The sequence below is a fragment of the Streptomyces sp. NPDC088746 genome (assembly GCF_044751065.1).
Lineage (GTDB): Bacteria > Actinomycetota > Actinomycetes > Streptomycetales > Streptomycetaceae > Streptomyces.
In genome coordinates this window covers 25,240-51,629 of the sequence record NZ_JBIVLA010000011.1, presented here as the reverse complement: position 1 = coordinate 51,629, position 26,390 = coordinate 25,240, and the positions used below count along the sequence as shown (strand labels likewise).

The following is a 26,390-nucleotide window of genomic DNA, read 5'->3' as shown; positions in this document are numbered from 1 at the left end:
CGACTCCCGAGCGGACAAGATGGACGCCGACACCGTCAACCGGGAGTTGTCCATCGCGCGCGAGGCGATCGGCTGGTGGCAGCGCCAGGGTTGGATCGAGTGCGATCCGACGATCGGCATCGAGCGGCGGACGCCGCCGGACCGCACCATGGCTCTCGCGGAGAATCAGATCGCTGCCCTGTGGCGCCTCGACGTCGCACCGCGGGAGAAGACGCAGTGGAAGATGCTCTACGAGTCCGCCGCACGGGCCGACGAGGTGCTGTGCCTGAACGTGGAAGACCTGTACCCGCAGGACAAGCGGCGGAAAGATCACCGCCTAGGGCGGGCGATCGAGTGGATTCATGGGAAGTCCGGCACCGTGGCTTTGTTCATGAGAATGGGTTCTGGCTCACATTCCGTGGAGCGCATACGTTGAGTTACGACCAACGTGTAGAGACGTGGGCCTCTTTGTCAGAACGGCGGGTCTTCGGCGCAGCCGCCTGTCCCGTTGCTCGCCCACCACGAATCGTGATCCTCCATGCGGGTGCGTAGTTCACGGACGGCGATGTCGTGCACGTTTTCAAGGGTGCTGGTGTCGTGCCCCCAGGCGTTCAGCGCGTCCAGTGTGCGGTCGCGTTTGTGTCGGTCTGTGCTGGTGCTGAGCAGGCGGTGGGCGTGGTCAGCCAGCTCATTCCGGTGCCTGATGAGGGCGTGGTGCTCTATGAGGGGGATGGCGGCGACGAGGGCCGCGTCGCGCACCTTCGCATTGTCGTCGGTGAGGAACGGTTGAACGGCGGTGTAGATCAACGGGCGCAGGTCCCGGAAAGCTCGCATGTCGGGGCATGCGTCGAGGAACCCTTCATCGAAGTGTCGTTCGCCTATGGCGACGGTCTCGTCGTCAGCGTCGTAGGCGGTGTTGCCGAGCCAGTCCAGTAGCGTTTCGCGGGTGGGGTGGCGCAGTTGTCGGAGGTCGGCCTTGTGGGTGTGTTCGCCTGCTGCGGTAGCCGGGTGGTTGAGGATGGCCGCGACGTAGAGCGCTACAGGCACGGTGGCTTCGTAGATGCTGTTCTGGTGTGTCACTTCGTCGAGAGAGTCCTTGGCGGCGGCCTCTCTTACGGCTGGATCGAGGTCGAGGAGACGCGTAAGCGCGGCCGGCAGGGACTCGCCGGTCCCGTACGGAGTGGCGAGCGACGCCCAGTCTGTCCCGTCTAGGAGCTCCTGAAAGCAGGGGAGCTCGGGATGAGGGTTGTTCTCCGTCAATCGGCTGCCGCTGTTGGTCACAGGCCGAGGCTATAGCGTGGGCAAGCCTGCGCTGCGCGTGGTCACCCATAGAGAAGGACGCGCTTTCGTAGGAGATTGAACCCGGCTCGGCCGAACATCTGACGCTTGAGCATCTTGATCCGGTTGACATGACCTTCCACCACTCCGGAGCTCCAGGGCAGGGTGAGGCCGGCGATGACCGCATCGCGGTCACGGTCGATGCCTGCGCGAGCGTATGGAGGCCGGGGAGGTTGTCTCGCCGGACGGCATCGAGCCACTGTGGTAGCCGTTCGCCCTGCCGCTCGGTGAGCATCTGGCCGAAGGAGCGGACGTGGCCGGTGAGGGCTTCGAGTTCAGGGCAGTGGACCAGAATGGCCTTGAGCCGAAGGTGCTCGGTCTCGGTGAGGGTCTCCGGCCGACGGAGGATCCATCCGGCGACGACGCGGGGCGACGGTGGCCGAGCCGTGACGGGGCCTGGCGAGAGCCGCTTCTCCCGGAAATAGGCACGAACCCGCTGGTAGCTGCCCTGATAGCCGAGCGGCACGATCTCCTCCCACACCCTCCGGGCGTTCGTGCAGCCTTGGTTCCAGCGGTCATCCAGGTAGGGCTTGAAAGCGTCGAGTTTGGATGGTCGGCCCTGCCACTGCCCTTGGAACAAGTCCTCCGGGGTGGCCGCGTCGGCGAGGAGCTTGACGGTGCGGGAGGTCATTCGAAGTTGGCGGCCGATCGCCCTCCGGCTGAGCCCAGTGGCCAGCAGTTCGTGGACCGTCGCGTGGTTCACGCGGGTACGGTCAGCGAAGCGGTGTCCCCTCGGCCAGGGCGAGCCGGAGGGATCTTCGATCTTCTCCGGCTCGGGGGTACGCTGGGCGGGATCTGGCGCCAGGACCTGCAGGCATCCGCGGTGGCCTGCGACGCACCGTTCCGCAGCCTCGCTCAGGTTGTGCCAAAGGTGCCACCTGTCCACCACCTGCACCGCCTGTGGTGCCCCGGCCGTAGCACCCTCGGCAAAGAACGGTGCCCGATCGCGGCAGACCACCTCCACCTTGGGCCGTTTCGCGAGCCAAGAGGCCAGGCTGGACGCCTCCCGGTCGGGCAGCAAGTCCACCGGACGCCGGCTTTCGGCATCGACCAGGGCCGTCCCGTAGTGACGCCCTTTACGAGTCGCGTACTCATCGACGCCGACCACCCGCGGCGCCGGGACTTCGGGGTCAGGCAGCGCTTCGACCAGCCGCAGCACCGTACTGCGGCTGACGGACACGCCGAGCACACTCGCCAGGCGGGCACCAGCCCGACCGGCGAGCGCGAGGCCGACCGCGGCCAGCGTCGACCCCAGGCGCTCGGTCCGCCGACCGTACCGACGGGTCAGCCCTGGCAGCTGCTCGGCGAACGTCCGGCGCCCGCAGATGACCGGGCAGAGGAACCTGCGGACCCGCAGGCAGAGGACGACTCGTCTGCCTCCGCTGGGCACATCAGCAGGAAAGCGCAGGTAGGAGCTGTGAATCCGCCGTGACCAGTTTCCGCACTCGGGACAGATGGCCCCGCCCACCGTACTTCGGGCCTCTATGCGAACCGCTTCGTCCTCCACGTCGACCGACAACACCGCCACGTCGGCGATCGACGGGAACAGCAACTCATCCAGCCGGAGCACCACTTCTTCCACGGGCCAAACTGTCAGCCACACAGCACCCGGTACAGGTCAGTTCCGGGCAACCTCGCCAGGTTCCGATCGCCTGACAACCGTCACTCAGCGTGCATGCTCCACGGAAAGTGAGCCAGACCCCCACTTCAAGAGGCACCTGCTTCCGACTCTGTTCGATGTTCATGACATGGGCAGCACAGTCCCGGGGGGAGGCAACCGCGATGTGGTGTCAGCCCTTTCTGTCAGCATGCTGCCGTGACAGACATACGAGATCAGCGTCCCGCCGAAGCCACTCTCGACTTCCTGCGCTCCGCGTTTCCGCCGGAATGGCGCGAGCCGGCGCTCGGGCATGGAGCCGTCGCGGACTGGGAGCAGGAGAACCGGGTGGTCCTCCCGGAGCCGTACAGGACATTCATCGCGGAGATCAGCAACGGGTCCAGCCTCGGCCCCGCCGGCGACGGCGGTCTCCAGCCGCTCGGCTGGCTGCCCGACACCTGGCCTGACCTCGGCCCACGACAGCCAGGCGAACCGTTCCCCCTGAGGGCAGCTTGGCCGTGGGAGGACGATGAGAGTGTCGACGCCGATGACCCACGGATCGACGCCACATTCAACAAAGGGTCCATCGTTCTCGGGTGCGAGGACGGACAGTCGTTCTGGCTGCTGCTGACCGCTGGCCCCCGCCGCGGCGAGGTGTGGATGATCGCCGACGTCGGCGCCGTCCCGGCGCCCGGCGACGAGGCATGGGGTTTTGAGGAGTGGGTGCAGCGCTGGCACACCGGCAACGACTGGTGGGACTGAACGCTCCTTACCGACCGGTCACAGATCACGGCCTGTTCGAATTTAGGGTGCCTCCCGAAGCGGTGAACATTCGCTGTCCGTACCCATGGGCAAAGCCAGCACCGATTAGTGGAAACGGCCAACAGGCGTGCCAGCATGACCTCATGGAAGTCATCTGCTTGGGCAAGCGAGCCCAGCCGGTCCGCTAGCGCGCGGCCCGTTCTGCGGGAGGACACCGCCCGCAGGTAAAACAGGCAAGATCGGTGGACGCAACGTGACAAGCCAGTCACTGCTGCGGCTTCGGAGATCACTGAGACATCTACAGTCGACTCTCTGGAGCACTCATCATGGACACTCGCTGGACACTTGTCCTTGCAGCGCCAGTGCTCCTCGTTTTCATGGCGTGGATCTCCTGGTTGCTGTTCAACCTCCTCATCGCCAAGTGGCACGGCCTTGAAGGGCTCAAGGCCGCACCCGCCGTTGCGCAGGCGTTCCACCCTCGGGACTGGGCGGTCCTTACGCCCCGCTTCCGGCAGCACCCCGCTGTCTCGGAGCCCGGCACGCCAGTCAACGCTTCCGACACGCCCGGTGCGCAGGCCGAGGACGGCTGCGTATGAGCAGCCGTTCGTCGGTTGGAAGTCGCAACCTCATTTCTGCACGCACCATCGAGGCCCTTGCTGCCAAGCGAGCCGCCGGAGTCCGGCTGGGAAGACCACGGATATGCCCTGACCTCGTTCTTTCGCAAGTCGTGACATTCCGCCTTCATGGCTGGAAGTTAATCGACATAGCTACCGAGTTGAACCGACTGGGCACGCCCACTCCGGGAGGAGGAAGCTGCTGGTACCCGTCGCACGTCTCAAGGCTTCTGCGCACCCAAGACGCCTTGCGGATGCTCAATGAGGTCGGCAATCAGGGGAGAGGCTGATCCAACAGCGGGCTGTCGTATCGGCGACAGCCCGCCCAGCTTGCTACGAACCGCAGTAACACTCAGTAGCCACCCGTGGAGCTCGCCTGGGAATTGGCGGCACCTCAACATGCGAGCCCATCAGTCCCGAGGCCGGCTCCGCCCGGCACCCCTGATCGGTCACCCTCACGCCATCCCACACGACAAGCAGCAGCGCGTAGGCTGACAGCGGTGCCCCTCGGCTGCTTCTCTCAGCCGAGGGGCACCGTGCAGGCGACACGTGGTCCATCCGGACACTGACAAGTCCAGGCCCGGTAATCCTGGCCATAGGCCGGGGTGGCAGGATCTTGCCGACTGTTCTGCACGAGGAGGCAACGTGGACGACCGCTCGAAGCATGACCACTCCGGCTGGGAGGCGGTCGTGCTCGCGGCTCGGGAGCGTGCCCGCTCGCGGCAGACACTCATGCTCGAGCGCTTCGACCTGTCCGGAGACGTGCAATACGACTGGTCGATGGACGACGCGCAGATCACCTGGTCGCGCGGCGGCAAGGTTTTCCTCACAGGCCGACTCACAATGATCGGCAGCGTCAGCGTTGCCCAGCAGACCTGGCTGTGGTCCTGGGCGAACGAGTCACTCCCGCACGCCGCCCTGGGCGACATGGAGAGGGTGCGGCAGTTCGGCGAGGAGAACGACTACCCCGTCCTTCCTTGGCCAGGCTTCACGTACGACCCCGAACTCGTCGCTGAGGCTCGGATGGTCGCGGCCTCCGTGCTCGACGCCGAGGGACTGTGGGCGGAGTCAATGGACGACGTGCAACTCCATTTCATGATCCATGACCTGGCGCTCGCTGCCGAGCGACAGTGACGGTTGCACGGATTCCCAGACTGCTGGTGCTGGCCGCCGGACGTTGCACGGCAAGCTAAGGATCGCTCTCACAGCAGAATCGAACGCCTCGAACATGTGGAAGCGGCGGAGGGATCGGCAGGTCTGGTTTTGGATACGCTCACATGCATCTGATCGCCCCTCATGCAGGGGGACTTGTGACCGACGCCAGCTCTACCGACCCCCTCCGGTTCACCGTGCCGCTGAAGCCCACGATCCACGACAAGATGAGCCGAGAAGACGTCATCGGCTCTCCAATGCGGTGGCAGCTCGGCGACGACACCATGATGGAAGGCATCGTGGTCGGCTGAAAGACGAGCATGACGGCGGCGTGATACTCACCGTGGAAGCCAGTTCGCCCGCCGAGCAGATTCTCGAGGTCGGCGCCGCTCCTTAGGATCGCGCACAGCGAAGAATCGCACTGTTCGAGTGTTGCCTCTGTCGGATGGTCGCGGCAGGGGCAACCTGCGTGATAGCTCCAAGTACTGTTCCTTCGTCCCAGCGTTCGGCCGTGCGAAGGGAACGTCTCATGATCACCCACGTATAATTTCCCTTGTACGTGGCTGCTTCGCTGGGAGGGATCATGGGGAACGAGGGGGATGGGCGTCCGCTGCTCCTGCTCGATGTGGACGGCCCTCTGAATCCGTACGCCGCCGCGCCGCAGAGGCGGCCGGCGGGGTACAGCACCCACCGCATGCGCCCGACCGGTTGGGAGAACCCGTGGGACAAGCCCCTGCGGGTCTGGCTCAACCATGACCACGGGGCAGACCTCTTGGCGCTGCCCTACGAGCTGGTGTGGGCCACCACATGGAAGAACGAGGCGAACGACTGGATCGGACCGCACCTCGGTCTGCCCATGCTTCCTTTCGTCGACTGGCCCACCATGAGGCCGCAGCAGGGCGCCCGACTGCACTGGAAGACACGGGCGTTGGTCGCCTACGCCGAGGGGCGCCCGTTCGCTTGGGTCGACGATGAGCTGGGCCAGGAAGACCGCGAGTGGGTCCGGAAGAACCACGGCGCTCCGGCGCTCCTGCACTGGGTGGACCCGCGCCTGGGCCTCCTTCCGGACGACTTCGGCGCACTGGCGAAGTGGGCAGAAGAGCAGGAGCAGGTGGCAGCGTGATGGAGCACGAGACCGGCTCGGAGGTGGTGGACGCGGAGCTGGTGGACGAGAGCCACCACCTCCCCGCGGCGATCCAGACGCGTCCGGCGGCCCGCCCGGTGGTCGACCGACACACGATTCTTTATCCCGGCCAGGGGCTCCCCACCGAGGCCGACCAGCCGACGTACACCGAGCGGGACCTGTACGTCTCCGAGCAGACCGCCGAGCGGCTGGAGAACCAGTCCGCGCCCAAGAACACCAGCGCCAACTACCAGTCCCAGCGCAACAAGTTCGCCGCCTGGTGCGTCGGCGAAGGCCGTGTCGCCCGGCCGTGCACCACCGCCACCTACGTCGAGTACGTCGCCCACCTCATCGAGCTGGGGCGCTCCCCGAACGCCATCAACGCCGCCATGTCCGCCATCCGCACCTGGATGCCCGAGGACCAGAAGCCTGGCACGAAGCAGGCTCGGGGCATGCTCAACGAGTACAAGAAGACATGGGCGAAGCGAACTGCGGTCCGCAAGGCGCCCCCGATCACGGACGAACTGCTGCGGGCCATGGTCGCCACGTGCGACCTGCGGACCATCGCAGGGCGTCGTGACCGGTGCATGCTCCTCCTCGGCCGGGGCGCCCTCAACCGCAGGATCGAGCTCGCCGACCTGTCCATCGCCGACGTGGCGGTCGACGACGACTTCGTGACTTTGCACATCCGGTCGTCCAAGACCGACCAGGAAGCCAGGGGTGAGCACACCGACATCCCCGCCGAAGACGACCCGCTTCTCGATCCTGTCGCGGCCGTAAGGGACTGGCTCACCGCCCTCCACCACCTCGGAGTACACGAAGGCGCCTTCTTCCGGGCCCTCACCTCCCGCGGCACTCTCCAGAACCGGGCCGTCGTGAAGGAACGCGGTGACTACGTCACCGGGGACGCCATCAACGACTGGGTCCGCAGCCGTGCCCACAAGGCCGGTGCGAGGAACTGGCAGCAGATCACCGCCCACGGACTGCGTCGCGGCGGGGCTCAGGCCATCGCGGAGGCCGGCGGGGACCCGACGAAGCAGGGCCGGTGGAAGCCGGGCTCGGCGGTCGTGAAGCGGGAGTATCTGGACCGCGCCCAGTCCAGGGCGGAGAATCCGTGGCTCAAGGTGCAAGCGAATCGGCGCGAGAAGTTGGCGTGACTCCGGTTGTGTCCGACGCCGGAAGCCAGGTACGGGGCAGAGATGCCCCCAGGCCAACCCGTTCGGCGGGGCCGTCCCCGCAGGCGCGGGGAGCACTCTTGCTGAACTGCGAGTTTGTCATCCGAGTGAGCCGTCCTGCATTACTTTCATTGATTCCGGCAAAACGCGCCTTACAGCCACATAACCTCAAACCCGCTCTTCCACGGAACTCCTGAGGGGGCCTCATCCAGAGCTCCGCCGTTTGCTGCTCAGTCTTCAAAGGCGCGAATCCAATGATGCCGTCAGGCCATCAGGTCACGAGCCGTGCCGCGGCATCAGCCAGGGAGATCGTAGTCACCATCCGCAGAGCGCCTGGCCAGGGCCACGGACCGTTCGTGCGGGGCGGGGTGATCTCTCAGATGACAGGTGGAAGCGGTTGAAGCGGCCTCCGCCCCCAGTGCCACGCAGTCGAGGAATGGGAAGGGGGCGGCGGTGGCCAAAACTTCGGCATACTGCTCGGTGATTCCGCGTACAGGGGCGATCGCCAACCGTGCCCGCCACTGCGGTCAATGCCCCGGCACGGCTGCGTGGGGCGATGCCGGGCTGCCGGACGCGTTGGTCGCGTGTAGAGCCCTCTGCTGGGGTTACGCCTCGTGCGGCTGCGAGGGCTGTGCTGGGGCTGGGGTGATGAAGACCGCGAGGCAGCGAAACTCGCCTCCTGGGCCTTCCAAGTGCGCGTAAGGGCGCCATGCGAGCGTGTATGCGCTGCGCAGCACCCGGGTGTTGCCCGGGAATGAGCCGCCTGCCCAGAGCAGGGTTCCGCTCAGTTCGCGGCCGTGGTGAATGCGGAATTCCTCGTCCCTGGTCGGCATTGTGCGCTGCCTGGGGAGCCAGAGGGACGCCTCATTCGTGATGAGCAGGGCCAGCCCATTCTGGTCCTCGCGGTCGCAGAAGCGCTCCAGCCTTCCGACATCACGCAGGAAGTCCCTACGGGCGACGTCCGGAGCGTTGTGCCCACGCAAGGCGTACTCCTCGGCCGGCGCCCCTGCTGTGCCCGCCCACCGCCTGGTGACGTACTTGAACTCAATGGCTGTACGGCTCGCTGGTCCCAGGCACAGCAGGTCCAGGTACTCCGACGCATCGATCCCACGCACCGGGACCTCCAGCCGGCACCTGACCTCCGGCGCGATTTCGCTCACCGCGAGGGCAAAGCTGTGCTGGAGATCAGCTTCAGAATGGAACAACGGCCGCCGCTCGCTCAGACGCGCAAGGACATCCTCCAGCAAAGCGGTGCCCGCGATCGTTTCCGGAGGCAGGGCTGGGGCTATCGATGATGTGGTCATAGCGCCATTGAAGCCTGCGCGGCCTGGCCATGTGGCCGATCAACGTCGCCAGGAGGTCGGCCCGTCCTGAAACCACTCCCTCGGTACTCAGTCACCAGGACGACGGGCACGCGTGATCGTCCGCGGCGCTCGAATCATCAACCCCACGAGTGGAGAGGTAGTGGCCGATCCCCCGCGCCACCGATCCACGACATGGGCCACCCCCTGGGCGAAGTGGTCCGCGCCGACGACCTGCCCAGCCTCCACGCCTTCGCCAACGGCCTCGAACGAGACCTCGCCGCCGTCACCGTCGCGCATGACCCTGCCCTGGAGCTCCGGAGTCGTCGAAGGCCACGTCAACCGGATCAAAATGCTCAAGGGCAGATGTACGGACGCGCTGGCTTTGCGCTCCCGAGAAAACGAGTCCTACTCGCTGGCTGAGTTCTCGGCCCCTGCGCGCAGATCACGAATCGGGAAGGTCACCGGTGAGGGACGCGCTTCGCACTCCTGACCGTGCAGTTCTTCTGGGAGCAATGACCAGGCGATGGCCTCATCGGGGCCGCAGTACGACGGGTCCAGGTGGAACGTGGTCCGCGTCCCGCATGCCTTGGAGGTGGCGAACTCCTCCCAGGTGCCGATCGCTGTCGTCCCATCCATTTCCTGGCGATAGCCCCGCCCGTCGAGCCATACCTCAACAACCGTACGAACGCTGAGGGCCGCTGCGGCCGCCGGCGCCCATCTCTCCTTGTCGATGAGGGAGTCGAAGAATCCGGGAACAGGCCTTCCGTGCTCGTCAGAGATACGGCGCTGATCATCCTCCACGGTGAAGTCCAGGTCCGATCCGATCTCCACGCTGATCTGGCCATGCGTGCCGTCGCGGTGGTGCAGCGCATCCCAGATCACCTGCTGAAGAACCTCCGTCGGAAGCTCAGGGCTGGCCCTGCCGACCCGGAAATACATCGCCGGACGCGCCCGCACGTGCTCTTCGAAGGTGAGTCCCTGGATCTGATCAGCCGTGTAACGCTCCACAGACCCGATCATGACACTCACCCCTGACAATCCATACGGCCTACCACCGAGGCTTGGGTAAATGACGCAGCGTTACCTGTCACAGAAGTTGGACCAGAACCGCTACTGCTCGACAAGGCCACTCGCAGGCCGGGGGGAGCGCGCTCTTCCTGAAATGCGAGTCTGTCATCCGAGACAGCCAGTCCGTTTCCGCGTCGCACGCCTGGAAGGGTGAAGAGCACGGGAAGACAGGCAGGACAGCTTTGTCATAGGAAATGCAGGTTTTCAGCCTCGCCCGCCCTCACCGATCCGGAATGCGCTGTCGACCTCGCCCACTTCATGGCCGCGCTGCCCCTGAAGACTCCGTCGGCCACCCGGTGGATCGACGGCCACGAAGCAACCCGCCATCAATGGCCGGCCTTGGCCATCGTCCGACGCCAGTACCTCCGCCCCACCCGGTGGTGCACGCGGCCCGCCGCATGAGACGGGCCGCGTGCCTCCCGGAGCATGCTCAGGACGTGAGATCCAGGACCCGGACCGGTTCACCGGCCCACCGGCCCGGCGCAGTCGTCGCGATGATCGCCCCGTCCGGACGGTCCGGGGTGGGCTGCGCCGCGTACTGGCTGTGGGCGGTCGCCCAGGTCTCTCGCCGGGCCACGGCCAGCGCCGCGGCAAGGTCCAGATCCAGGACGGTGATGCCGGGAAGGGAAGCCAGGTGCTCCGCTGTACCGGGCCGGGCACGATCGGCCTCGACGAGCGCGCACGCCGGAACGTACAGGAACCAGCCCGGCTCGGCGTGAGCGCGGTGAATGAGCCGTGAGGCCAGAACGTTTCCCTGCCCCGCTGCGGCCATCGCCGTGTCATCCAGGACGATGTGCATGGCGTCGCTCACCGGCCGGCCACCTGCGCCAGACGACGGTCCAGCTCGAGATCCAGGTCGTCCTGTTCCGCAGGAGTCGGGGCGTAGCCGCTCCACTCCTTCAACGCCGCCAGAGCCTTCTCCGCACGCTCGGCACGCTCCGCCGGCGTCAGCAGCGTCTCCGCCAGCCGGGCCAGATAGGCGCGTAGCGACAGACCCTCCGCAGCCGCGATGGCGGCAAGGCGATCCTTGGCCTCCTCGGGGATCCGGACATTGGCATCAGACATCATCGTGCTCCTTCCCATCTCACCAGGTTACGGGTACGTACCCGTAACCGTAACCGGTGCTCGCCATTTCCCTCACAGCGCGACAGGACAGCGTCGACGCCCGACCCGCGACCACGCTGCATCGAGCCGTCATGTACAGCGCTCATCCGCCGACTACAGCGCCACGCCCCCAGGAACACCTCCACACGAGGCGCGACACTGGCTCCAGTAATTCGAACAGACGTACCATTCACCTGTGACCACGTACGACTTCCCCCAGGACCTGCGCGACGCCCAGCTCGCGCTCCATCGGGCTTGGTCCGCCTACGAGCAGTACTCCCGAGGCCTGCCATGGTCGGCCGAGCCGATGTCTGGCTGGGAGAGCGACAAGCAGCTGCACAGCAGCTACCACGCCTCAAAGCCCGACAGCCGCGGTTACACCGAGGACCAGCATCAGGAGATCGCCCGGTTGCGCAACGAGCTCCTGGAGCTGAGTGCCGTCGTGTCGACGCATCCGTTCTGGTCGACGCTGGAGCGCGGTGAGGTGGTTCAAGGGCGGATGACGCTCAAGCACACCCGCGAGCAGCCAGCCGTGGACGAGGCGGCCTGAGCTCGATGTCGGAATCCGGCTCCATATCCCGCCTGGATAAATGGCGGGCGACGCGGGAGTACCTCGCCTGGCAATTGCGATGCGCGGATCAGAGGGTCCGCGAGCTCGAAGCGGAGGAACGGCAGGACAAGCGCCGGCGAGAGCAGGCGCGGGCCGAACAGTCGTGGAAGATCCAGCCGCAACGCTCCAGCGACAAGGCGCTGCTCCACCGCGGGGCCTGCACGCTGTACAAGAACGACTTCGGCTACATCAGCCGGGAGGAAGCCCTGATCGCGCTGGCCGAGCCCGACATCGAAGCCTGCCAGATCTGCAATCCGCAGACCGGCCTCGGGTAAGACGGCGGCCCCGGTATCGAGGTGCCCGCCCGTCCCGGGCCTCCCCCGGGACAGAGCACAAGGCGCACGAGATGCCGATTCGGCAGGTCCTGGAACCATCCCCGCGGATGCGCGGGGAGCATCTGACCGGCCTGGTCGAGCAGATCACCACCATCGGGCCATCCCCCGACGGTTAAGGGGAACACGGCATCAGAGCCGCAACGGCGCGGAGGTCCTTGGGACCATCCCCAAGAGGTGGGGAGCACACCGTGCCTTCCGGCTCCGTTAACCGGCGTGCAGGAAAGGCCATCCCCGCGGGGCGGGGAAACGCGCTCTCCTGCCGCTCACCTTCGGTTCCCTTCCAGGACCATCCCCCGCGGGCGCGGGGGAGCACAGCGTGATCCGCGGACTCGTCACCGATGCGCTGGGCCCACCCCCGCGGCGCGGGGAGCACGGCACGGGCCAGGCGCTCTACGCGTCCCAGATCGGACCATCCCCGCGGACGCGGGGAGCACCGCGACCGCGTGCCGTACAGCGACATCGGCTCGGGATCATCCCCGCGGGCGCAGGGAACACTACGTGCCCTCGCTCATCGTGATGACGACGTTGGGGCCATCCCCACTGCGACGGGGAGCACCTCGCCCACCCGGGGCCCGGCGCCATTCCCTCGGCCCCGTCCCCGCAGGTGCGGGGCGCACAGGCCGATGCTGTCCAGGTGTCCGTGATCCAGGGGACCATCCCCGCGTGGTGCGGGTGGGGGGTGCGGGGAGCACCCTTGCTGCCCTGCGAGTGTGTCACCCGGGACAGCTGTTGTGCACCAGCTGACGCACGCTCTCAGCCGCCATACGACCTTCAACTGCTGTTACGCGCAGTGAGTTTGGGATTCTCGGAATCTGCCGTCCCGGAGACTTCGGGCTGCTAGCGTCCTGTCTCGTTCGAGCGGGCAACCGTTATGAGCAAGGAGGAGACGAAAGAGCGTGGATGAATTGGGCGCCTTGCGTAACGGGGGCATACGCCCCCGGTGGGACCCCCGGGAATCCCCCTGCATCCCTGTGCTGACCTTGGACGACCGGCTCGTCGACCTGAGCCTGGTGGAGCTGCTCCACGATGCCGATGCCGTGCGGAGTGTGGAAGGCGGCACGCCGGGAGAGAAGGTCGCGGTCATCGAGTTCCTGCTGGCCATCTGCTACGCCTCCGGCACGTATCCGGAGTCGGCCACGCAGTGGCCTGCCTGGGTGGACCGGAAGGATGCGCTCCGGCCCGCCGCCGACTGGCTCTCCCAGCGTCCCGAAGAAGAGGTCTGGGACCTGTTCCATCCCGTGGAACCCCTGGGGCAGAACTCCCTCCTCGCTCCGTTCCTCGACGAACACGGGGCCGGGCCCGCGCAGCTGGTGATCGAGCGGGTCGGGGACTACAACCAGTTCTTCGACCACCACCACCTGGAACATCCCGACCCGCTCCCCGTCGCCCAGGCGTTCCGGGCCATGCTCACCCAGCATGTGTACGGTCCGGCCGGACGCGCCAGGATCTCCGGCAAGGAAACGCTCGGCGCCACCATCACCAACCTCGCCGCCACCCGCCTCGGCACCCGCATCCGGGTGCTCGCGCTCGGGGACAGCCTCGGTGAGACGCTGCGCCTCAACCTCGCTCCGGTCTCCGGCCCTCCGGGTGAGCTGAACCGCACCTGGACCGCCGGCAAGGAGCGTCGGGGGTTCAAGACCAAACCGAGCGGCCGCCCGGTCGCCGGCCCGGCCGACCTGCACAGCTATCTCGGCCGGTCGGTCCTGCTCCGCCCGACCCGTGCAGGGGATCACGTGGACCGCGTACTGCTCGGCGCGGGCGAGCTGCTCGCGCTGACGGACGAGCACCTGCAGGACGCCGTATACGCCAAGAAGGCCGACGGCACCAGGAAGCCGCTGTGGGCCTCGGCCACGCGGGCCGTCTGGCGGCAAGCCCACGCCCTCTACGCGGCCGTCGCCGAGGCACGCTCCGAAGCGGGTGGCAACGACGGGGGCACCCTCTACCGGAGGCTCGCGCTCTTCCCGGCCGAGGACGTCGCCCCCGAGCCCGGTCAGCAGCCCGCGCGACGCATCGACCTGTGGACGGTCGGGCTGGTGGCCAAGCAGACAACGGCCATCGCATGGGTGGACGGCACCTTCCCGTTCGCCCCCGGCCTGGAGGCCAGGCTGTACCTGGCCTCCTACCGCGGTTCGGACATCGCGGAGTTCGTGGCGTCCGCTCTGTCCAAGGCGGCGTACGCGGCCTGGACCGTGGCCTACCCGAACCCCAAGCCGGCTGACAAGACGAACCAGATCGCGCGCTTCGACGCCCGTGGTCAGCACTGGGCAGCTACGCGAGAGTCCTTCGATCTGCTGATGGAGGAAACCACGCTGGGAGAGGACGTCCAGGCTTCCCTCCACGAGTACGCGGCCACCGTCGCCACCGCCGCCCGCAGGTTCCTCGCCGAATGCCTTGACCCGCTGCCGAGGAACTCGCAAGGGGCGAAGGCCCGGGCCGCCGCTCTGAGGCGGTTCGACGACGAGCTGGCCATGCCGAAGGCCCCGGCCGAACTCCGAGGGGAGACTTCATGACCACCACCGGCACAGGTCCCGATACCAGTGAAAGCAGCGCCGCGCTCACCGCCTGGCTCGCCAGCCTTGTCCACAACCACGACTATGCGAGTCTCGCCGAGCTCCGGCGTCCCCGTGTCCATCGGGAGCCCCACTTCCGGGCCCTCTGGTTCAGCCCCACCGAGGCGCAACGCGAGGTCTACGGCCAGGTCGCCTTCCTGTTCGCCGTCTACCACCAAGGACGGTCGAAGCCGGCCTTCGGGTACGGAAGCCTCGGCGAGGCCGCCCGTCGCATCGGCAGTGGCACCGGACGAGGGCCGGACAACCCGGGCGCAGCTCGTCTGGTGGACCGCATCGTGTCCAGCCGTCGCATCCCCTGGCGGCATCTGCAGCACGCCGTCGCACGCCTGCGGGCCTGCGACCAACAGCCACCGTCCTGGGCCCGGCTCGTCGACGACCTGAACCGGTGGCACGACCGCAGAGCCCGCGTTCCGTACGAGTGGGGTGTGGCCTTCCACATGCCTCCAGCCCGTACTCCCGCCGAACGGCCCACCTCCTCGACTGCCGCCGCCTCCCTCCAGAAGGACTCCACCACGTGACCAGCAATGCCTCGTCCACCGGCAGCCAGTTCCTCTCCCTGCACCTCCTGGAGACCCTGGTGGCCGTCCTCCCCGTGCGTGACGAGAACGGGGCTCCGAAGTCGATCGTCTACGGCGGCACCGAACGGCACATGATCACCAGTCAGGCGCGGCGGAGGGCCGAGCGCGTCCATACCCGTGACCGGGCCAATGCGGGCCTCGGCGCCCTCGCCGGCCACAGCACCGGTGTCCGGACTCGTGAATGGGCGCTGATCACCGCCCGTGCGCTCGCCTCCGCGCACGGCTGGGAGGAGGAGGAAGCGGTCCGTACCGCACGCGCCGTCATCGAGGCCACCGGCCTGAAATTCGGGGACCCCGGTAAGAAGACCGTCGCGAATCTGACCAAGGTGCTGCTGTTCGCTCCCGCGGACGCGGGCACACGCATTGCCGCGCACATCGACGAGCAGTCCGAGTCCGTCCGGTCCTGGACCGAGGAGTACGTGGCAGCGCAGACCGCGGCGGTCGCGGCCAAGGGGAAGAAGGGCGCCCGCAAGAGCGGCGGACAGGAAGAGCCGAACGCGGACGAGACCCCCGCGGCCGATGCCAAACTGCCCGCGGTGCCGGCGGCGACCCGGGCAGCGGTCCTCACCGCGCTCGCCCCGCGCGACGCCATCGACATCGCCCTGTACGGACGCTTCCTCGCCGAGATCGCGGACTCCCCGAACGTCGACGGCGCCGTCCAGAGCAGCCACGCCTTCACCGTGCACGAGGCGGAGCAGGTCGACGACTTCTACGCGGCGGCCGATGACGCGAAGCTCGATCGCAAGAAGAACGCGCTGGACTTCCTCGACGCGGCGGATGACGCCGGCGCCGGCATGACCGGCTACCAGTCCCTGATCACCGGCACCTTCTACCGGCACGCGGTCCTCGACCGCCTGCGACTGCGCAGGAACCTTCAGGCGGCGGGGATGACCGCTCAGGAGGCCGAGGAGGCGTCCGTGGCGGCCGAGGCCGAGTTCGTCACCGCCTTCGTCGACGCCTTCCCGGAAGCGAAGAAGAACTCGACGGCCTCCACCGGCTCGCTGCCGGCCCTGGTTCTCGCCTTCGAGGGCGAGCGCCCGTACAACTACGCGGCTGCCTTCCAGGCCCCCATCGACGAGAGCCCTCTGGACAAGGACGGCGAGGGCCCGGCCGGCCCGGCGGCGGTCAAGCGGCTGCTGAAGCACCACGCGTTCGTCAGCCGGCGCCGGCCCGACATCCAGGCCGCGCGCGTCCTCACGTACGACCCGCGGATCGACGAACTCCTCGGCACCATGAAGGACACCGGCGCCGTGACCGTGGCCTCGGCCGGGGAGCTGACGGCGTGACCACGCACGTTCTGCTCGTGCGGCTCGCAGCTCCCTTGCAGTCCTGGGGAGTGGCGAGCCGATTCGCGGCCCACCGCGACTCACACGTCCGCCCCACCAAGTCGGCGGTCATCGGCCTGTGCGCGGCGGCCCTCGGCCGGGACCGGACCGACCCCGTGGACGACCTCGCCGCACTCGTCTTCGGTGTCCGCGCCGACCATCCGGGGACCCCGGTGCGCGATTACCACACGGTCGGCGCCGGCCGGTTCCCGCTGCGGCCGCGGGACGTCATCACCGATCACCGGCGTGCTGCGGCGGTCGCCGCGAGCATGGCAGCGGCAGTCGGGCCGGGCTTCGGACACCACGAGCTGGCCGGCTGGTACGGGGCGCCGAAGAAGATCACGGCCGACCCTGTGTCCGGGGCTCTCGTCTCGGCCGAGCTGTCGCGCTCAGCGATGATCACGGAGCGCTGGTATCTGTCGGACGCGGCATTCGTCGTCGGGCTCGAGCACCAGGACCGGGCACTGCTGGAGGACATCGCGTACGCCCTGGAGCACCCGAAGCGGCTGCTGTGGCTCGGCCGGAAGTCCTGCCCGCCCTCGGGGACCCTGGCCGCGGAGATCCTGCCCGGCACGATCGCCACCGCGTTCGCCGGCAAACTCCTGCTCCCCGGCCCGGACGGGCCCGACTCCTCGGGCCGACGCCCCTGGGCATGGATCCAGGCGCCGTCCGGCACTCGCGGCGCGTTGCAGGTGAACGACCAGCCGGTCAGCTTCGATCCGGCCCACCGGGCTCACGTCACGCGCTGGGAAACCCGTACGCGCATCACCATCGCACCGACCGCAACCGGATGGGACATCATCCCGTGAACAGCACACGGGCCTCGACGGCCCGCTTCGTCGCCACTCACTCCGTCCTCTCGCTGAACGCCCGCCATCCTCTGGTCGCGAAGTCCCTGGTCGATGCCCAGGAGATGCACCGCACCGTCATGAGCGGCTTCCGAGGCTGGGTCGAGGACGGCGAACCCGAGGCGCGCGCCCAGATGGGTGTCCTGTCGACGTGGTCGGTGGACCTGAAGGCGGCGGCCCTCGTCCTGGTCGTGCAGTCCAGGATCCCGGGTGACTGGGCCCGTATACCGCGTGAGGCCTTCACCGCGGCGCCGCACATCATCACCGTCGACCGCGCCTTCGAAGCGGGCGAAGTCTTCGGCTTCCGTACGGTCGTCAACCCGACCCGCAGCAGGCCGTCGGGTAAGCCCGCCTCGGAGAAGGCGCGTGGCATACGGACCGCTCACACCACGCCGGAGCACGTGAAGCGGTGGTTCTCACGGCGTCTCCAGGCCGATGGGGACCCGGCGAACGCTGAGGACGGCGTCGCCCGCATCGGCGCCACCGCCGACCCCGACACCCTGGGGATCCGTATGCTGCCGACGGTCTCGAGCGCCCACCGCAGCAAGCAGGTCCGTATCGGCCGCGCCGAGATCCGCGGCTCCCTGACCGTCACCGACCCGGAAACCCTGGTGGGAGTCCTGTCGAACGGCCTCGGCCACGCGCGCGCCTACAGCTGCGGACTGGTGCTGGCCCGCTGAGTGCGACCTCGGCGGGGGCGTCCTGTGGAGCCGGATCGAATCCTGTTCCACAGGACGGCGCACAACGATGCGTTGTCATCCGCATAAAGACCGACTACCGGCAGGTGGAGCGCGTTGGTGGAAAACATCCCCGCGCATGCGGGGCCCATGGAGGGGTTGCTCCTAACGGGGGCCATTCCCGCACAGGCGGGAAGCATCAGCAGTGGCCGAGAGTAGGCCCTGAGGACCCGCCGAGACCAGGCCCCCAGGGGTCACCGCTTCCCGCCACGACGCATCAGGATCGCCAGCGTCGCCCGGGCGTCGCGCCGGCGCTGCGAGGTGCGGAAGAGGACGGATGAGGCCGCCACCGCGACAACGGCTCCCGTGTAGGCGAGGCCCGTCGCGGCGGAAAGGGTGGCGGCCTCCTGAAGCACGGACTCCAGAGCGGTCAGCAGGACGGACATGTGGGCTCCTTCGGGTTGTCGCCCGGTGGCGTTCTCCGCCGGGCGCGGCCCCATAGGTATCCGCCTTCCGGGCAGCGTCCGGCGATGTCCAGAGGGCGTGAATCAGCGGCGTTTACGCAGGTCAAGGGGGAATGAGAATGTGTCCGGAGAAGTCTTCCGCGGACAGTGGACCGAGCGGTGCCGGACAGGCGCCGACCTTCATGAGCAAGCTGAAGGAGTTGTACGAAGCCGCCGGCGGCCATCACGGGCTGGGATACGGGCCCTTGATGCGCCTCGCCAAGAAGCACAGCCACGAGGTTTCCAAGTCGAGTCTTGGTGACTGGTTCAGCAAAGCGCCCCCGAGGAAGCCGGAGCACGTCAAGTACGTCATGCAGGTCCTGATCCCATTCCTGGAGGACCGCGCGGCGCAACGTTCACCGGGCTTCCGCGGGCCGGCTGTAGGCACCTGGGGGCGATTGCTGAAAGCGGCACAGGACGTCAGCAGGAGCGGGCAAGGGGGCCGTGGCCCGCGCGTGCACGCGGCTTCCCGGGGGCGTCTGCTGAGTGGGCCTTCCCAGGCCCTCCTGGATGTCCTTCCCGGTGATCTCGAAGATCGGGAGGAGGAAGTTGCGGAGCTGCAGGCCTTCGTCACGGCTCCTGAGGGCGCCCCGGCCTATCTGTGGTGGCAGGCGGGTCCTTGGGCGGGAAAGACCGCTCTGGTGGCCTGGTTCGCCACCCAGGCACTGCCCGCCGGGGTGGATGTCGCGCACTACGTCATCGCGGGACGCCTGGGCACCGACCGCCGTGACGGTTTCGTGCGAGCGGTCAGTGAACAACTGGCCAGTGCAGCGGGGAACCGCCGTCGCCCTGCGGTGGATCGTAAGCAACCGAACCTCGAGCCGCTGTACAAGGCAGCGGCTCGTGAGTGCGCGGAGCGCCATCGACGCCTGGTGCTGATCGTCGACGGGCTCGACGAGGACGCGGACGTGAGCCTCGACGATCCGGGCATCGCCGGGCTGCTACCGAAGGTCCCCCCGTACGGCATGCGTGTCATCGTCACCGGGCGGCCCCACCCGCGCGTTCCGGTGATCCTGGCGCCCGACCACCCTCTGCGGGACCCCGCCGTCGTCAGGCGGCTGGCCGACTCCCCCGCAGCACGGGTCATCCGGGACGCCGCCATGGCAGAGCTGCGCACCCTGCTCGACGACCGCGACATCGGCCGGCGCCTCCTGGGGCTGCTCGTCGCCGCACGAGGCGCGCTCACCGCTGCGGACCTGGGCGAACTCCTCGCGATCACGCCGTACGACGTGCAGGGCAAGCTCCGTACCGTGGTCGCCCGATCCATGGCACCCACCCGCACCGACCGCCTGTCCCTGGACGTACGGGCGGAAGCGGAGGCCGAAGCCGGCCGGCAGGCGTTCGTGCTGGCCCACAGCACACTCCACGCCACTGCGTCCGAGGAGCTGGGGAGGCGTTTCCTCACCGAACGTACCCACGACCTGGACCGCTGGGCCCAGCAGTACCGGGACGAGGGCTGGCCCGAGGACACCCCGAACTATCTCCTCACCGGCTACACCCGGCTGCTGCACGAGAAGGGACGCGCCAAGGAACTCGCGGCCCTCGTCCTCGACCCTGAGCGCCAACTCCGCCTCGCTCAGGGCTCCGGGGCTGATGTCGCCCTCGCCCAGCTCGACCTCATCACTTCCTCCGGCAGGGACCACTCGCCGCCGCTGGATGTCGTTGCCCAGGCGGCAGCGGCTGCCGCTTCTCGGGAGCTGCTGCTGGCCCGCGCACAACCTCTGCCGATCTCCGTGGCGCGGACCGTCGCCCGGCTCGGCGACGCGCAGCGTGCCCGCGCCCTGGCGAGGGCGTCGGGGAACGCCGTCGACAAAACCCTGAGCCTGACCGGTGTGGCACGCGTACTGCAGGCGATGGACGACGAGCGGGCCGCCGGTACTGCCCGTGAAGCAGGCGAGTGGGCACGTGTGGCGCTGCGGGAAGCAGACCGACTCGGCTACGCCGCAGACGAAGCAGAGGCCGCAGCAGCGCAAGCGGCCCTCGCCCTGCTGGAGGCGGCCCAGGAGCCGATCGAGAGCCGTGACCTCCAGGCCCGGTACGAGGACGGGCGCGCTCTGCTCCGATCCACACACGGCACGAGTACGGACCGCAACGAGGCCTGGGCGCAGGCCGCCCGCCTGCTGGCACCGGACCACCCGGAGCGCGCGGCAGAACTCCTGGACGAGCTGGAAGAGCAGGCTGAGACGCTCGCCGCAGAAGACCCGGCCGAGGGAGGCGCCTCAGCCGGAGCCGTTCAGCTCTGGCAGACGGTGGTGTCCGTGGCCCCTGATCGCGCGGACCGTCTCCACGACCGCGTCCTGGCGCACGCGGCTGAAGTGTGGCAGGACGCGCCGACCTTGGAGAACGTCTCCGTGATCGCTGTCGCCGCCTCGTTCGTGGCGCACGATCGGCCGGCGCAGGCCGAGCAGCTCGTGGCCACGGCGTGCCAGCATCTCGAGCGCACGCTGCACGCGGACGCCGGGCTGCTTTCGGCAGCGGATGCCTTTCATATCGAATTCGGCTTCCGGCACACGCTGACCGCGCTCTCCCAGGCCGTCGCCGATGTCGGGGCACCACCGGAAACAGCGGCACGTGTGCTGGAACTCGGGCAACGCGCCCTACCTCTGGAGCCGGCGGACCAGCCGGAACAATCTGCCCCCGACGAGGATGAAGACCACGCCTTCTCCGAGGCCGGCGCATTCGCCGACCAGGCCTTCCACCTCGCCGATCGCGGCGCCGTCGATGACGCCGAACACCACCTGGAGCAGGCGCTGGCCCTCCTGCCCGCCGCTGGTCCTGGAATGGACCGCAGTCCCGCATGGCTGCCGGACCTGGCAGGTGCGCTGATCCGTACGGATGCGGCCTCCAATCCTGAGCCGCTGCTGGAGCTGGTGCAGCACCCGGCCGACCGGGTGCGCGTGCACGCCGCCATGGCCCTGGCCTATGCGGATTCCAGCCAGTCGGCCCCAGCTCGCCACCACGCACGGGAAGCAGCCCGTGCGGCTGTCACCGCAGCCACGTCCGACGCGAGCTGGGCCTACGCTGCGCAGGCGCTGGCGTGTGCAAGTGAGGTGGAGCGCTCCCTGGACCTGATCACGCAGCACAAGCGGCCCGACCGTGCGGGCGGGAGAGCTGCTTGGCGAAAGGCCGACCAAGCAGCGCGCATCGCGGTGGCCGCGGAACTCGCGACGCACGACCCTGAAGCGGCGGGCGAACTGATCGATCCCCTGCTGAAGCGCCTGGACGCCGCACGGCATGCGATCCACAGCCAAGGTCCGCTGACCTCATTGGCAGAGCTTCTCCCGGCTGCCGTCCACCTGCCCTCTACACAGCAGTCGCTCTTCCTGGCAGTCATGGAGGAGGCGCGTGAGCAAGTAGCGCGAAGTAGCCCGCAGTCCTGGCATCCCGAAGGCGTTCTTCTGGAGGCCTTCTTGCGCATCGGTGCCGGAGAAGAACCCAGCCGGCAACTGGATTGGCTGGCAGGAGACCTGGCCAGCCGTGGAACCAGACACTTTCCCACTGCCGCACTGGCAGTACTCCACGCGGCCCTGGGTGACACCACCACCGCCCAGCGGGTGGCCGCGCTGCCCGCTGCCCCGCATCAGAAGGCGGCGGCACTGACCGCGGTGGCATCCCACCTCGCCCGCGTCCCCTCCCGCCTCTGCCCCGTCCCTGACTCCATCGGCACAGACCGCTTCACCCACGCCATCCAGCACCTGGCACTGAAGGTGACCTCAACCACCCGCCCCGACAACGAGGCGCCCATCAAGCTTCTCCACCACGCCCTGGCTACTGCCGGCTGGCATCACGCGATCCCAGTTCTGGCTCGTCTCGCCCCTGAAGCGATTGCCGCCGTCCGAGACATCGTCATGGTCCACCAACGCGCATCGCACGATTCCCGAACCTGATGACCTGGCGCAGCCCGCAGGCGGTACAGCCAGAGCATCACCAAGGTTGACCACACTAAAAACGCAGCGTGGCCGGGCCCCCCACGGGCACAGGAAGCACGCATCGCCCTTCTCCTCTCGAGCCCCTCCCCGCACGCGCGGGGAGCACCCGCAGCGCCGCAAGTGGCACATCCGGGACCTCGGACCATCCCCCACGTCACGGGGAGCATGTGTACTCCGTGTCGCGGTAGCGCACGTGAGGGGACTATCCCCGCGGGCGCAGGGAGCAGCCCGGTTTCGGCTTGGCCGTCGGGACCATCCCCGCGTGCACGGGGAGCAGCGGCACGAGCCCGGCCGGATCGTCCACGCCCTAGGGTCATCCCCGCATGCGCGGGGAGCAGGAAGGCTGCGGGTAGTCGGTGACATCTCCGATGGGACCATCCCCGCGGGGCGGGGAGCACCCTCTCCACCGCGCGACTCCACGTTGACGCCGGGACCATCCCCGCGGGGGCGGGGAACACGCTCTCCTACCGTTCACCTTCGGTTCCACCCTGGGACCATCCCGGCGGATGCGGGCAGCACGGGGATATCGTTGCCGTCGTGGACGTGGAGACAGTTTGTCATTCGAAAGAGCCATTCCGCGTGATTTTCACCGAATGAGAAAAACTCCTATCGCTCAGCTGAATCCGACCCGGCCCACATACCGCTTGAAGCACCACGACCTCGCCCAGTGCTCAACAGCGGCGGGCAACAGCTGGTGTCGGCGGCTGCAGGCGTCTCTCAGTCTCGTGCGCACGAGGAGGCGGACCGGTGACCCGGCCGGCCGTCGCCATCACCCCGGACCTCACGTGGCGGCAGTGGCGGCGAGGTGCCCGCCGACGGCGTAGCCGCGGGTGATTGCCGAGCCCAGGGTGGCGCCGCCGCCTGGATAGGCGTCGTGGAAGACGGTCGCCGAGCAGTTCCCGGCCGCGTACAGCCCGTCGATCGGCTCCCCGTGGCCGTTCAGGACGCGCCCGTCGAGGTCGGTGCGCAGGCCGCCCGCGGTACCGAGCACCCCGGCGTGAACGGGCACGGCGTAGAAGGGGGCTTTCTCCACTGGTGCCAGGCACGGGTTGGGGGCGTTGGCAGGGTCGCCCAGGTGCCGGTCCTGCTCGCTGGCACCGCGCCCGAACTCGTTGTCGTCGCCGGTACGGGCGTCAGCGTTGAAGCGCTGGAGCGTGCTGCGGAGGCCGGCCGGGTCGATGCCGCAGGCGCGAGCCAGGCCGGCGAGGGTGTCTGCGGCGACCATCCATTCCTCGGGCACCCCCGGAGTGGAGCCTGCGACCGCGTACCGGTCCAGGTAGGCCCGGTCGAAGACCAGCCACGCCGGGGCGTTGGCGCGTCGTCCGCTGCATGGGTCGGTGTTGCCGAAGGCCCGGTTGAGGTCGTGGTAGTTGGTGGCCTCGTTGACGAATCGCCGGCCTTGAGCGTTGACCATGACCGAGCCGGGCAGGGTCAGCTCCACGTTGCCCATCCGGCCCGATGGCAGACTGTCGTACCGCTGAGTGGGGGCGGTGATCACGGGCACGCCCCACACGGCCGTCATGTCGGCGACTGCCGCACCCGCGGCCAGCCCGAGCAGCAGCCCGTCGCCCTCGTTGGTGGGCGCGCTGATCGGGGTGACCGGGAAGGGCAGATAGGCGGCGCGCAGCTGCGGGTTCCATTCGAAGCCTCCGGAAGCGAGGACGACCCGGTCGGCCGTGACCCGGGCCTCGCCTTCGCGCAGCGTCACCGTCCACCGGCCGTCGCTGTCACGGTCCAGTCCGGTGACCCGCGCCGACGCCGCGAGCGTCACGCCGTGCCGAAGGACCGTGACCACCAGCCGCCCCACGAGGGCGCCGCCCATGGTGCGTACGCCGGAGCGGCGGCGTTCGGCGAGCAGGCCCTGGTCGACGGGGGCGCCCTTGAGGGCGTCCCGTTCGTTCATGCTGATCAGCGGAAAGTAGGTGGGGCGGCGCAGGGCCTCGGCGAGCCCCGGGTGTGGACCCGGATCGAACGGTTCGTTGTCCAGGCCGCGTCCGGTGGCCGCGCCGTCCCATTCCGGGTGGTAGTCGGGACGGGCGAGGGGGGTGAGGCGGACATCTGTGCGTTCGTCGAGGTAGCGGACGGCGGCTGCCGACGTGGTGACGTACCAGTCGATCTCACTGTCGGTCATCCGGCCCTCGGTGGCGGCCCGCAGATAGCGTGCCGCCGCCTCCTGGCTGTCCGGGTGCCCGGCTTTCTCCATGAGGTGGTTGCACGGCGCCCACATGACGCCGCCGCCGACCGCCGAGGTGCCGCCCAGCCGTTCGCCCTTCTCCAGGACGAGCACGGTCAGGCCGGCCTCGGCGGCACGGGCGGCCGTGACCAGCCCGGCCGCCCCGCTGCCGACCACGACGACGTCGTAGCGGCCCCGCAGGTTTGCCGACGGAGTGGTGATCACGCGGCGGCTCCCGGCATGTCGACGGCGACCTTGCCCACAGTCCCGGTGGCCGAGCGCATCGTCTCGAACGCCTCGGCTACCTGGTCGAAGGGGAATCGGTGGGTGATCAGCGCCTCCGCCTGCCGCGGGTGCCGGGCGAGCAGTTCGGCGGCCTCGCCGATCAGTTCCTGGCTGTTGCGGCTGCCGAGCAGGTCGATGTCCTTCACCGGCAGGGTGCGCATGGAGAAGGTCACCTCGCGGTCGGAGATGCCGACGGCGACGACCCGGCCCGCGGTGGCCACCGTCCGCAGCGCGTTGTTGAGGGAGGCCGGGGCGCCGGTGGCCTCGAAGACCAGTGACGGCCCGTGGCCGCCGGTCCACGTGGTCAGCAGCTCGGTCTGGTGTGGGGCCGGAAACGGCACCGCGGGGTCGATCAGGACCGTGTCCACGGCACCGAACCCCCGGGCGAGGGCGCAGCGCGCCGGTACCGTGTCGGCGGCGACGACCTCGACGCCGAGCGAGGTGAGGTACAGCGTGCACAGCAAGCCGATCGGGCCGCTGCCCAGCACAAGCGCCTTCTCTCCCGCGACGGGACGGCCCCGGTTGACGGCCTGCATCGCGATGCTGGCCGGCTCGCACAGCGAGGCGAGGTGGGCGGGCAGCGCCTCGGGGACGGGGAAGAGCTTGGTGACCGGGACGGCCATCAGCTCCGTGAGGGCGCCCTCCACGTCGTAGCAGCCGTACACGGACATCCGGTCGCACGCGTTGTCGCGGCCGATGGAACAGGCGTGGCAGCTGCCGCAGGCGAGGATCGGGGAGACGGCGACCCGGTCGCCGACCGCCAGTCCCGGGTGCGGATCGGGCAGTTCCTCGATCACGCCGCAGAACTCGTGGCCCTGCACCATGGGGAGTTCGGTGGCGTAGTCGTCCTCCCAGATGTGCAGGTCGGTGCCGCACAGGGTGACCGTCTCGATACGCAGGAGCGCCTGGCCGGGTCCGGGGACGGGGACGGGGCGCTCCTCGTAACGGATCGTCTCCTTGGAGACCGTGCAGGCGGCACGCATGGTGCGGCGCGATCCGGGCGCGGCGGATATGGAGGAGGCGGTCCGGGTGGGGGTCTCGGCGGTCACTTCACACCGCCGAAGAAGATCTGCCACTCACGGACGGTGCGTTCGGCGATCAGGCCCTCACGGTGGAAGGGGTCCTGATTCAGCAGGGCCATGACTTCGTCGGGCGATCCGGCATCGAGGACCAGCAGGGCGCCGGGCGCACCGTCCGGGCCGAGCGGGCCCGAGACCCGCAGGCGGCCGGCGTCGAACTGGCTCTCCAGGAAGCCCTTGTGCTCGGGGCGGTACGCGTCCCGGGCGGGGGCCGAGTCCTCGGCGTAGGTGTAGGTGACGGCGAAGGTGGTCATGTGCTGGT

General features: G+C 68.5%; 25 protein-coding genes and 2 pseudogenes. 17 read left to right on the top strand and 10 right to left on the bottom strand.

Annotation, left to right across the window (positions count from 1 at the left end; all coding sequences use genetic code 11):
• Positions 1 to 19 precede the first annotated feature (19 nt).
• Complete coding sequence (locus ACIP63_RS34595) at positions 20 to 415, top strand: hypothetical protein (RefSeq protein ID WP_401523922.1); 396 nt, start codon at positions 20 to 22, stop codon at positions 413 to 415.
• A gap of 35 nt (positions 416 to 450) precedes the next feature.
• Here ACIP63_RS34595 and ACIP63_RS34590 read toward each other — a convergent pair whose 3' ends face one another.
• The gene (locus ACIP63_RS34590; RefSeq protein WP_401523920.1) at positions 451 to 1,260 is read right to left on the bottom strand and encodes a hypothetical protein; all 810 of its coding nucleotides are present in this window, start codon (positions 1,258 to 1,260) and stop codon (positions 451 to 453) included.
• Between the two features lie 262 nt (positions 1,261 to 1,522).
• Positions 1,523 to 2,785 (bottom strand): annotated as a pseudogene (locus ACIP63_RS34585) (ISL3 family transposase); the annotation flags it as partial.
• Positions 2,786 to 3,133: 348 nt separating this feature from the next.
• On the opposite strand from ACIP63_RS34585, the gene ACIP63_RS34580 reads away from it, so the two are divergent.
• The 7 genes from ACIP63_RS34580 to ACIP63_RS34550 all read left to right on the top strand — a co-directional run bounded on the left by ACIP63_RS34580 (position 3,134) and on the right by ACIP63_RS34550 (position 7,722).
• On the top strand, positions 3,134 to 3,676 hold the full coding sequence (locus ACIP63_RS34580; RefSeq protein ID WP_401523917.1) for an SMI1/KNR4 family protein: 543 nt from the start codon (positions 3,134 to 3,136) through the stop codon (positions 3,674 to 3,676).
• Between the two features lie 326 nt (positions 3,677 to 4,002).
• Positions 4,003 to 4,272 (top strand): hypothetical protein, encoded by a 270-nt coding sequence (locus tag ACIP63_RS34575; protein ID WP_401523914.1) that lies wholly within the window; start codon positions 4,003 to 4,005, stop codon positions 4,270 to 4,272.
• On the top strand, positions 4,269 to 4,580 hold the full coding sequence (locus ACIP63_RS34570) for a recombinase family protein (RefSeq protein WP_401523911.1): 312 nt from the start codon (positions 4,269 to 4,271) through the stop codon (positions 4,578 to 4,580). The genes ACIP63_RS34575 and ACIP63_RS34570 overlap by 4 nt, the downstream gene beginning before the upstream one ends.
• A gap of 355 nt (positions 4,581 to 4,935) precedes the next feature.
• Positions 4,936 to 5,424, top strand: a complete 489-nt coding sequence (locus tag ACIP63_RS34565) for a DUF6882 domain-containing protein (protein WP_401523909.1) — start codon at positions 4,936 to 4,938, stop codon at positions 5,422 to 5,424.
• 176 nt (positions 5,425 to 5,600) lie between these two features.
• On the top strand, positions 5,601 to 5,753 hold the full coding sequence (locus tag ACIP63_RS34560) for a hypothetical protein (RefSeq protein WP_401523907.1): 153 nt from the start codon (positions 5,601 to 5,603) through the stop codon (positions 5,751 to 5,753).
• 272 nt (positions 5,754 to 6,025) lie between these two features.
• Positions 6,026 to 6,565 (top strand): hypothetical protein, encoded by a 540-nt coding sequence (locus ACIP63_RS34555; RefSeq protein ID WP_401523904.1) that lies wholly within the window; start codon positions 6,026 to 6,028, stop codon positions 6,563 to 6,565.
• Positions 6,565 to 7,722, top strand: coding sequence for an integrase (locus ACIP63_RS34550; protein WP_401523901.1), 1,158 nt, complete (start codon positions 6,565 to 6,567; stop codon positions 7,720 to 7,722). Before ACIP63_RS34555 ends, ACIP63_RS34550 begins: the two co-directional genes overlap by 1 nt.
• A 623-nt stretch (positions 7,723 to 8,345) precedes the next feature.
• Here the strand turns inward: ACIP63_RS34550 and ACIP63_RS34545 are convergent.
• Positions 8,346 to 9,044 (bottom strand): hypothetical protein, encoded by a 699-nt coding sequence (locus ACIP63_RS34545; protein ID WP_401523898.1) that lies wholly within the window; start codon positions 9,042 to 9,044, stop codon positions 8,346 to 8,348.
• A 240-nt stretch (positions 9,045 to 9,284) separates the two neighbouring features.
• On the opposite strand from ACIP63_RS34545, the pseudogene ACIP63_RS34540 reads away from it, so the two are divergent.
• Positions 9,285 to 9,464 (top strand): annotated as a pseudogene (locus ACIP63_RS34540) (ISL3 family transposase); the annotation flags it as partial.
• On the opposite strand, the gene ACIP63_RS34535 reads toward ACIP63_RS34540, so the two are convergent.
• The 3 genes from ACIP63_RS34535 to ACIP63_RS34525 form a co-directional block, all read right to left on the bottom strand.
• Positions 9,450 to 10,064: a hypothetical protein gene (locus tag ACIP63_RS34535; RefSeq protein WP_401524160.1), complete on the bottom strand. Its 615-nt coding sequence runs from the start codon at positions 10,062 to 10,064 to the stop codon at positions 9,450 to 9,452. The pseudogene ACIP63_RS34540 and the gene ACIP63_RS34535 overlap by 15 nt on opposite strands.
• A 478-nt stretch (positions 10,065 to 10,542) precedes the next feature.
• Positions 10,543 to 10,911 (bottom strand): hypothetical protein, encoded by a 369-nt coding sequence (locus ACIP63_RS34530; protein WP_401524158.1) that lies wholly within the window; start codon positions 10,909 to 10,911, stop codon positions 10,543 to 10,545.
• Between the two features lie 8 nt (positions 10,912 to 10,919).
• Complete coding sequence (locus ACIP63_RS34525) at positions 10,920 to 11,177, bottom strand: hypothetical protein (RefSeq protein ID WP_401523895.1); 258 nt, start codon at positions 11,175 to 11,177, stop codon at positions 10,920 to 10,922.
• Positions 11,178 to 11,412: 235 nt separating this feature from the next.
• Between ACIP63_RS34525 and ACIP63_RS34520 the strand changes: the two genes are divergently transcribed.
• The 7 genes from ACIP63_RS34520 (at position 11,413) to ACIP63_RS34490 (ending at position 18,162) form a co-directional block, all read left to right on the top strand.
• On the top strand, positions 11,413 to 11,766 hold the full coding sequence (locus ACIP63_RS34520; RefSeq protein WP_401523893.1) for a hypothetical protein: 354 nt from the start codon (positions 11,413 to 11,415) through the stop codon (positions 11,764 to 11,766).
• A gap of 5 nt (positions 11,767 to 11,771) precedes the next feature.
• Entirely contained in the window at positions 11,772 to 12,101 is a 330-nt protein-coding gene (locus tag ACIP63_RS34515; RefSeq protein ID WP_401523890.1) for a DUF6233 domain-containing protein, read from the top strand.
• A gap of 1,031 nt (positions 12,102 to 13,132) precedes the next feature.
• Entirely contained in the window at positions 13,133 to 14,671 is a 1,539-nt protein-coding gene (locus ACIP63_RS34510; RefSeq protein ID WP_401523887.1) for a type I-E CRISPR-associated protein Cse1/CasA, read from the top strand.
• A complete protein-coding gene (gene casB, locus ACIP63_RS34505; RefSeq protein WP_401523884.1) occupies positions 14,668 to 15,249 on the top strand; it encodes a type I-E CRISPR-associated protein Cse2/CasB in 582 nt (193 codons plus the stop codon). Before ACIP63_RS34510 ends, casB begins: the two co-directional genes overlap by 4 nt.
• Positions 15,246 to 16,595: a type I-E CRISPR-associated protein Cas7/Cse4/CasC gene (locus tag ACIP63_RS34500; RefSeq protein ID WP_401523881.1), complete on the top strand. Its 1,350-nt coding sequence runs from the start codon at positions 15,246 to 15,248 to the stop codon at positions 16,593 to 16,595. The genes casB and ACIP63_RS34500 overlap by 4 nt, the downstream gene beginning before the upstream one ends.
• The gene (gene cas5e / locus ACIP63_RS34495) at positions 16,592 to 17,443 is read left to right on the top strand and encodes a type I-E CRISPR-associated protein Cas5/CasD (RefSeq protein ID WP_401523877.1); all 852 of its coding nucleotides are present in this window, start codon (positions 16,592 to 16,594) and stop codon (positions 17,441 to 17,443) included. Before ACIP63_RS34500 ends, cas5e begins: the two co-directional genes overlap by 4 nt.
• The gene (locus ACIP63_RS34490; protein ID WP_401523874.1) at positions 17,440 to 18,162 is read left to right on the top strand and encodes a type I-E CRISPR-associated protein Cas6/Cse3/CasE; all 723 of its coding nucleotides are present in this window, start codon (positions 17,440 to 17,442) and stop codon (positions 18,160 to 18,162) included. The genes cas5e and ACIP63_RS34490 overlap by 4 nt, the downstream gene beginning before the upstream one ends.
• Positions 18,163 to 18,413: 251 nt before the next feature.
• On the opposite strand, the gene ACIP63_RS34485 is transcribed toward ACIP63_RS34490, so the two are convergent.
• Complete coding sequence (locus tag ACIP63_RS34485) at positions 18,414 to 18,605, bottom strand: hypothetical protein (protein ID WP_401523871.1); 192 nt, start codon at positions 18,603 to 18,605, stop codon at positions 18,414 to 18,416.
• A 200-nt stretch (positions 18,606 to 18,805) separates the two neighbouring features.
• Here ACIP63_RS34485 and ACIP63_RS34480 point away from each other — a divergent pair, with 200 nt between their 5' ends.
• Positions 18,806 to 22,549: a hypothetical protein gene (locus ACIP63_RS34480; RefSeq protein ID WP_401523868.1), complete on the top strand. Its 3,744-nt coding sequence runs from the start codon at positions 18,806 to 18,808 to the stop codon at positions 22,547 to 22,549.
• Between the two features lie 823 nt (positions 22,550 to 23,372).
• On the opposite strand, the gene ACIP63_RS34475 is transcribed toward ACIP63_RS34480, so the two are convergent.
• The 3 genes from ACIP63_RS34475 to ACIP63_RS34465 are packed head-to-tail and all read right to left on the bottom strand — an operon-like array spanning position 23,373 to position 26,382.
• On the bottom strand, positions 23,373 to 24,989 hold the full coding sequence (locus ACIP63_RS34475; protein ID WP_401523865.1) for an FAD-dependent oxidoreductase: 1,617 nt from the start codon (positions 24,987 to 24,989) through the stop codon (positions 23,373 to 23,375).
• Entirely contained in the window at positions 24,986 to 26,098 is a 1,113-nt protein-coding gene (locus ACIP63_RS34470) for a zinc-binding dehydrogenase (protein WP_401523862.1), read from the bottom strand. Before ACIP63_RS34470 ends, ACIP63_RS34475 begins: the two co-directional genes overlap by 4 nt.
• Positions 26,095 to 26,382, bottom strand: coding sequence for a YciI family protein (locus ACIP63_RS34465; RefSeq protein WP_401523859.1), 288 nt, complete (start codon positions 26,380 to 26,382; stop codon positions 26,095 to 26,097). Before ACIP63_RS34465 ends, ACIP63_RS34470 begins: the two co-directional genes overlap by 4 nt.
• Positions 26,383 to 26,390: the final 8 nt, after the last annotated feature.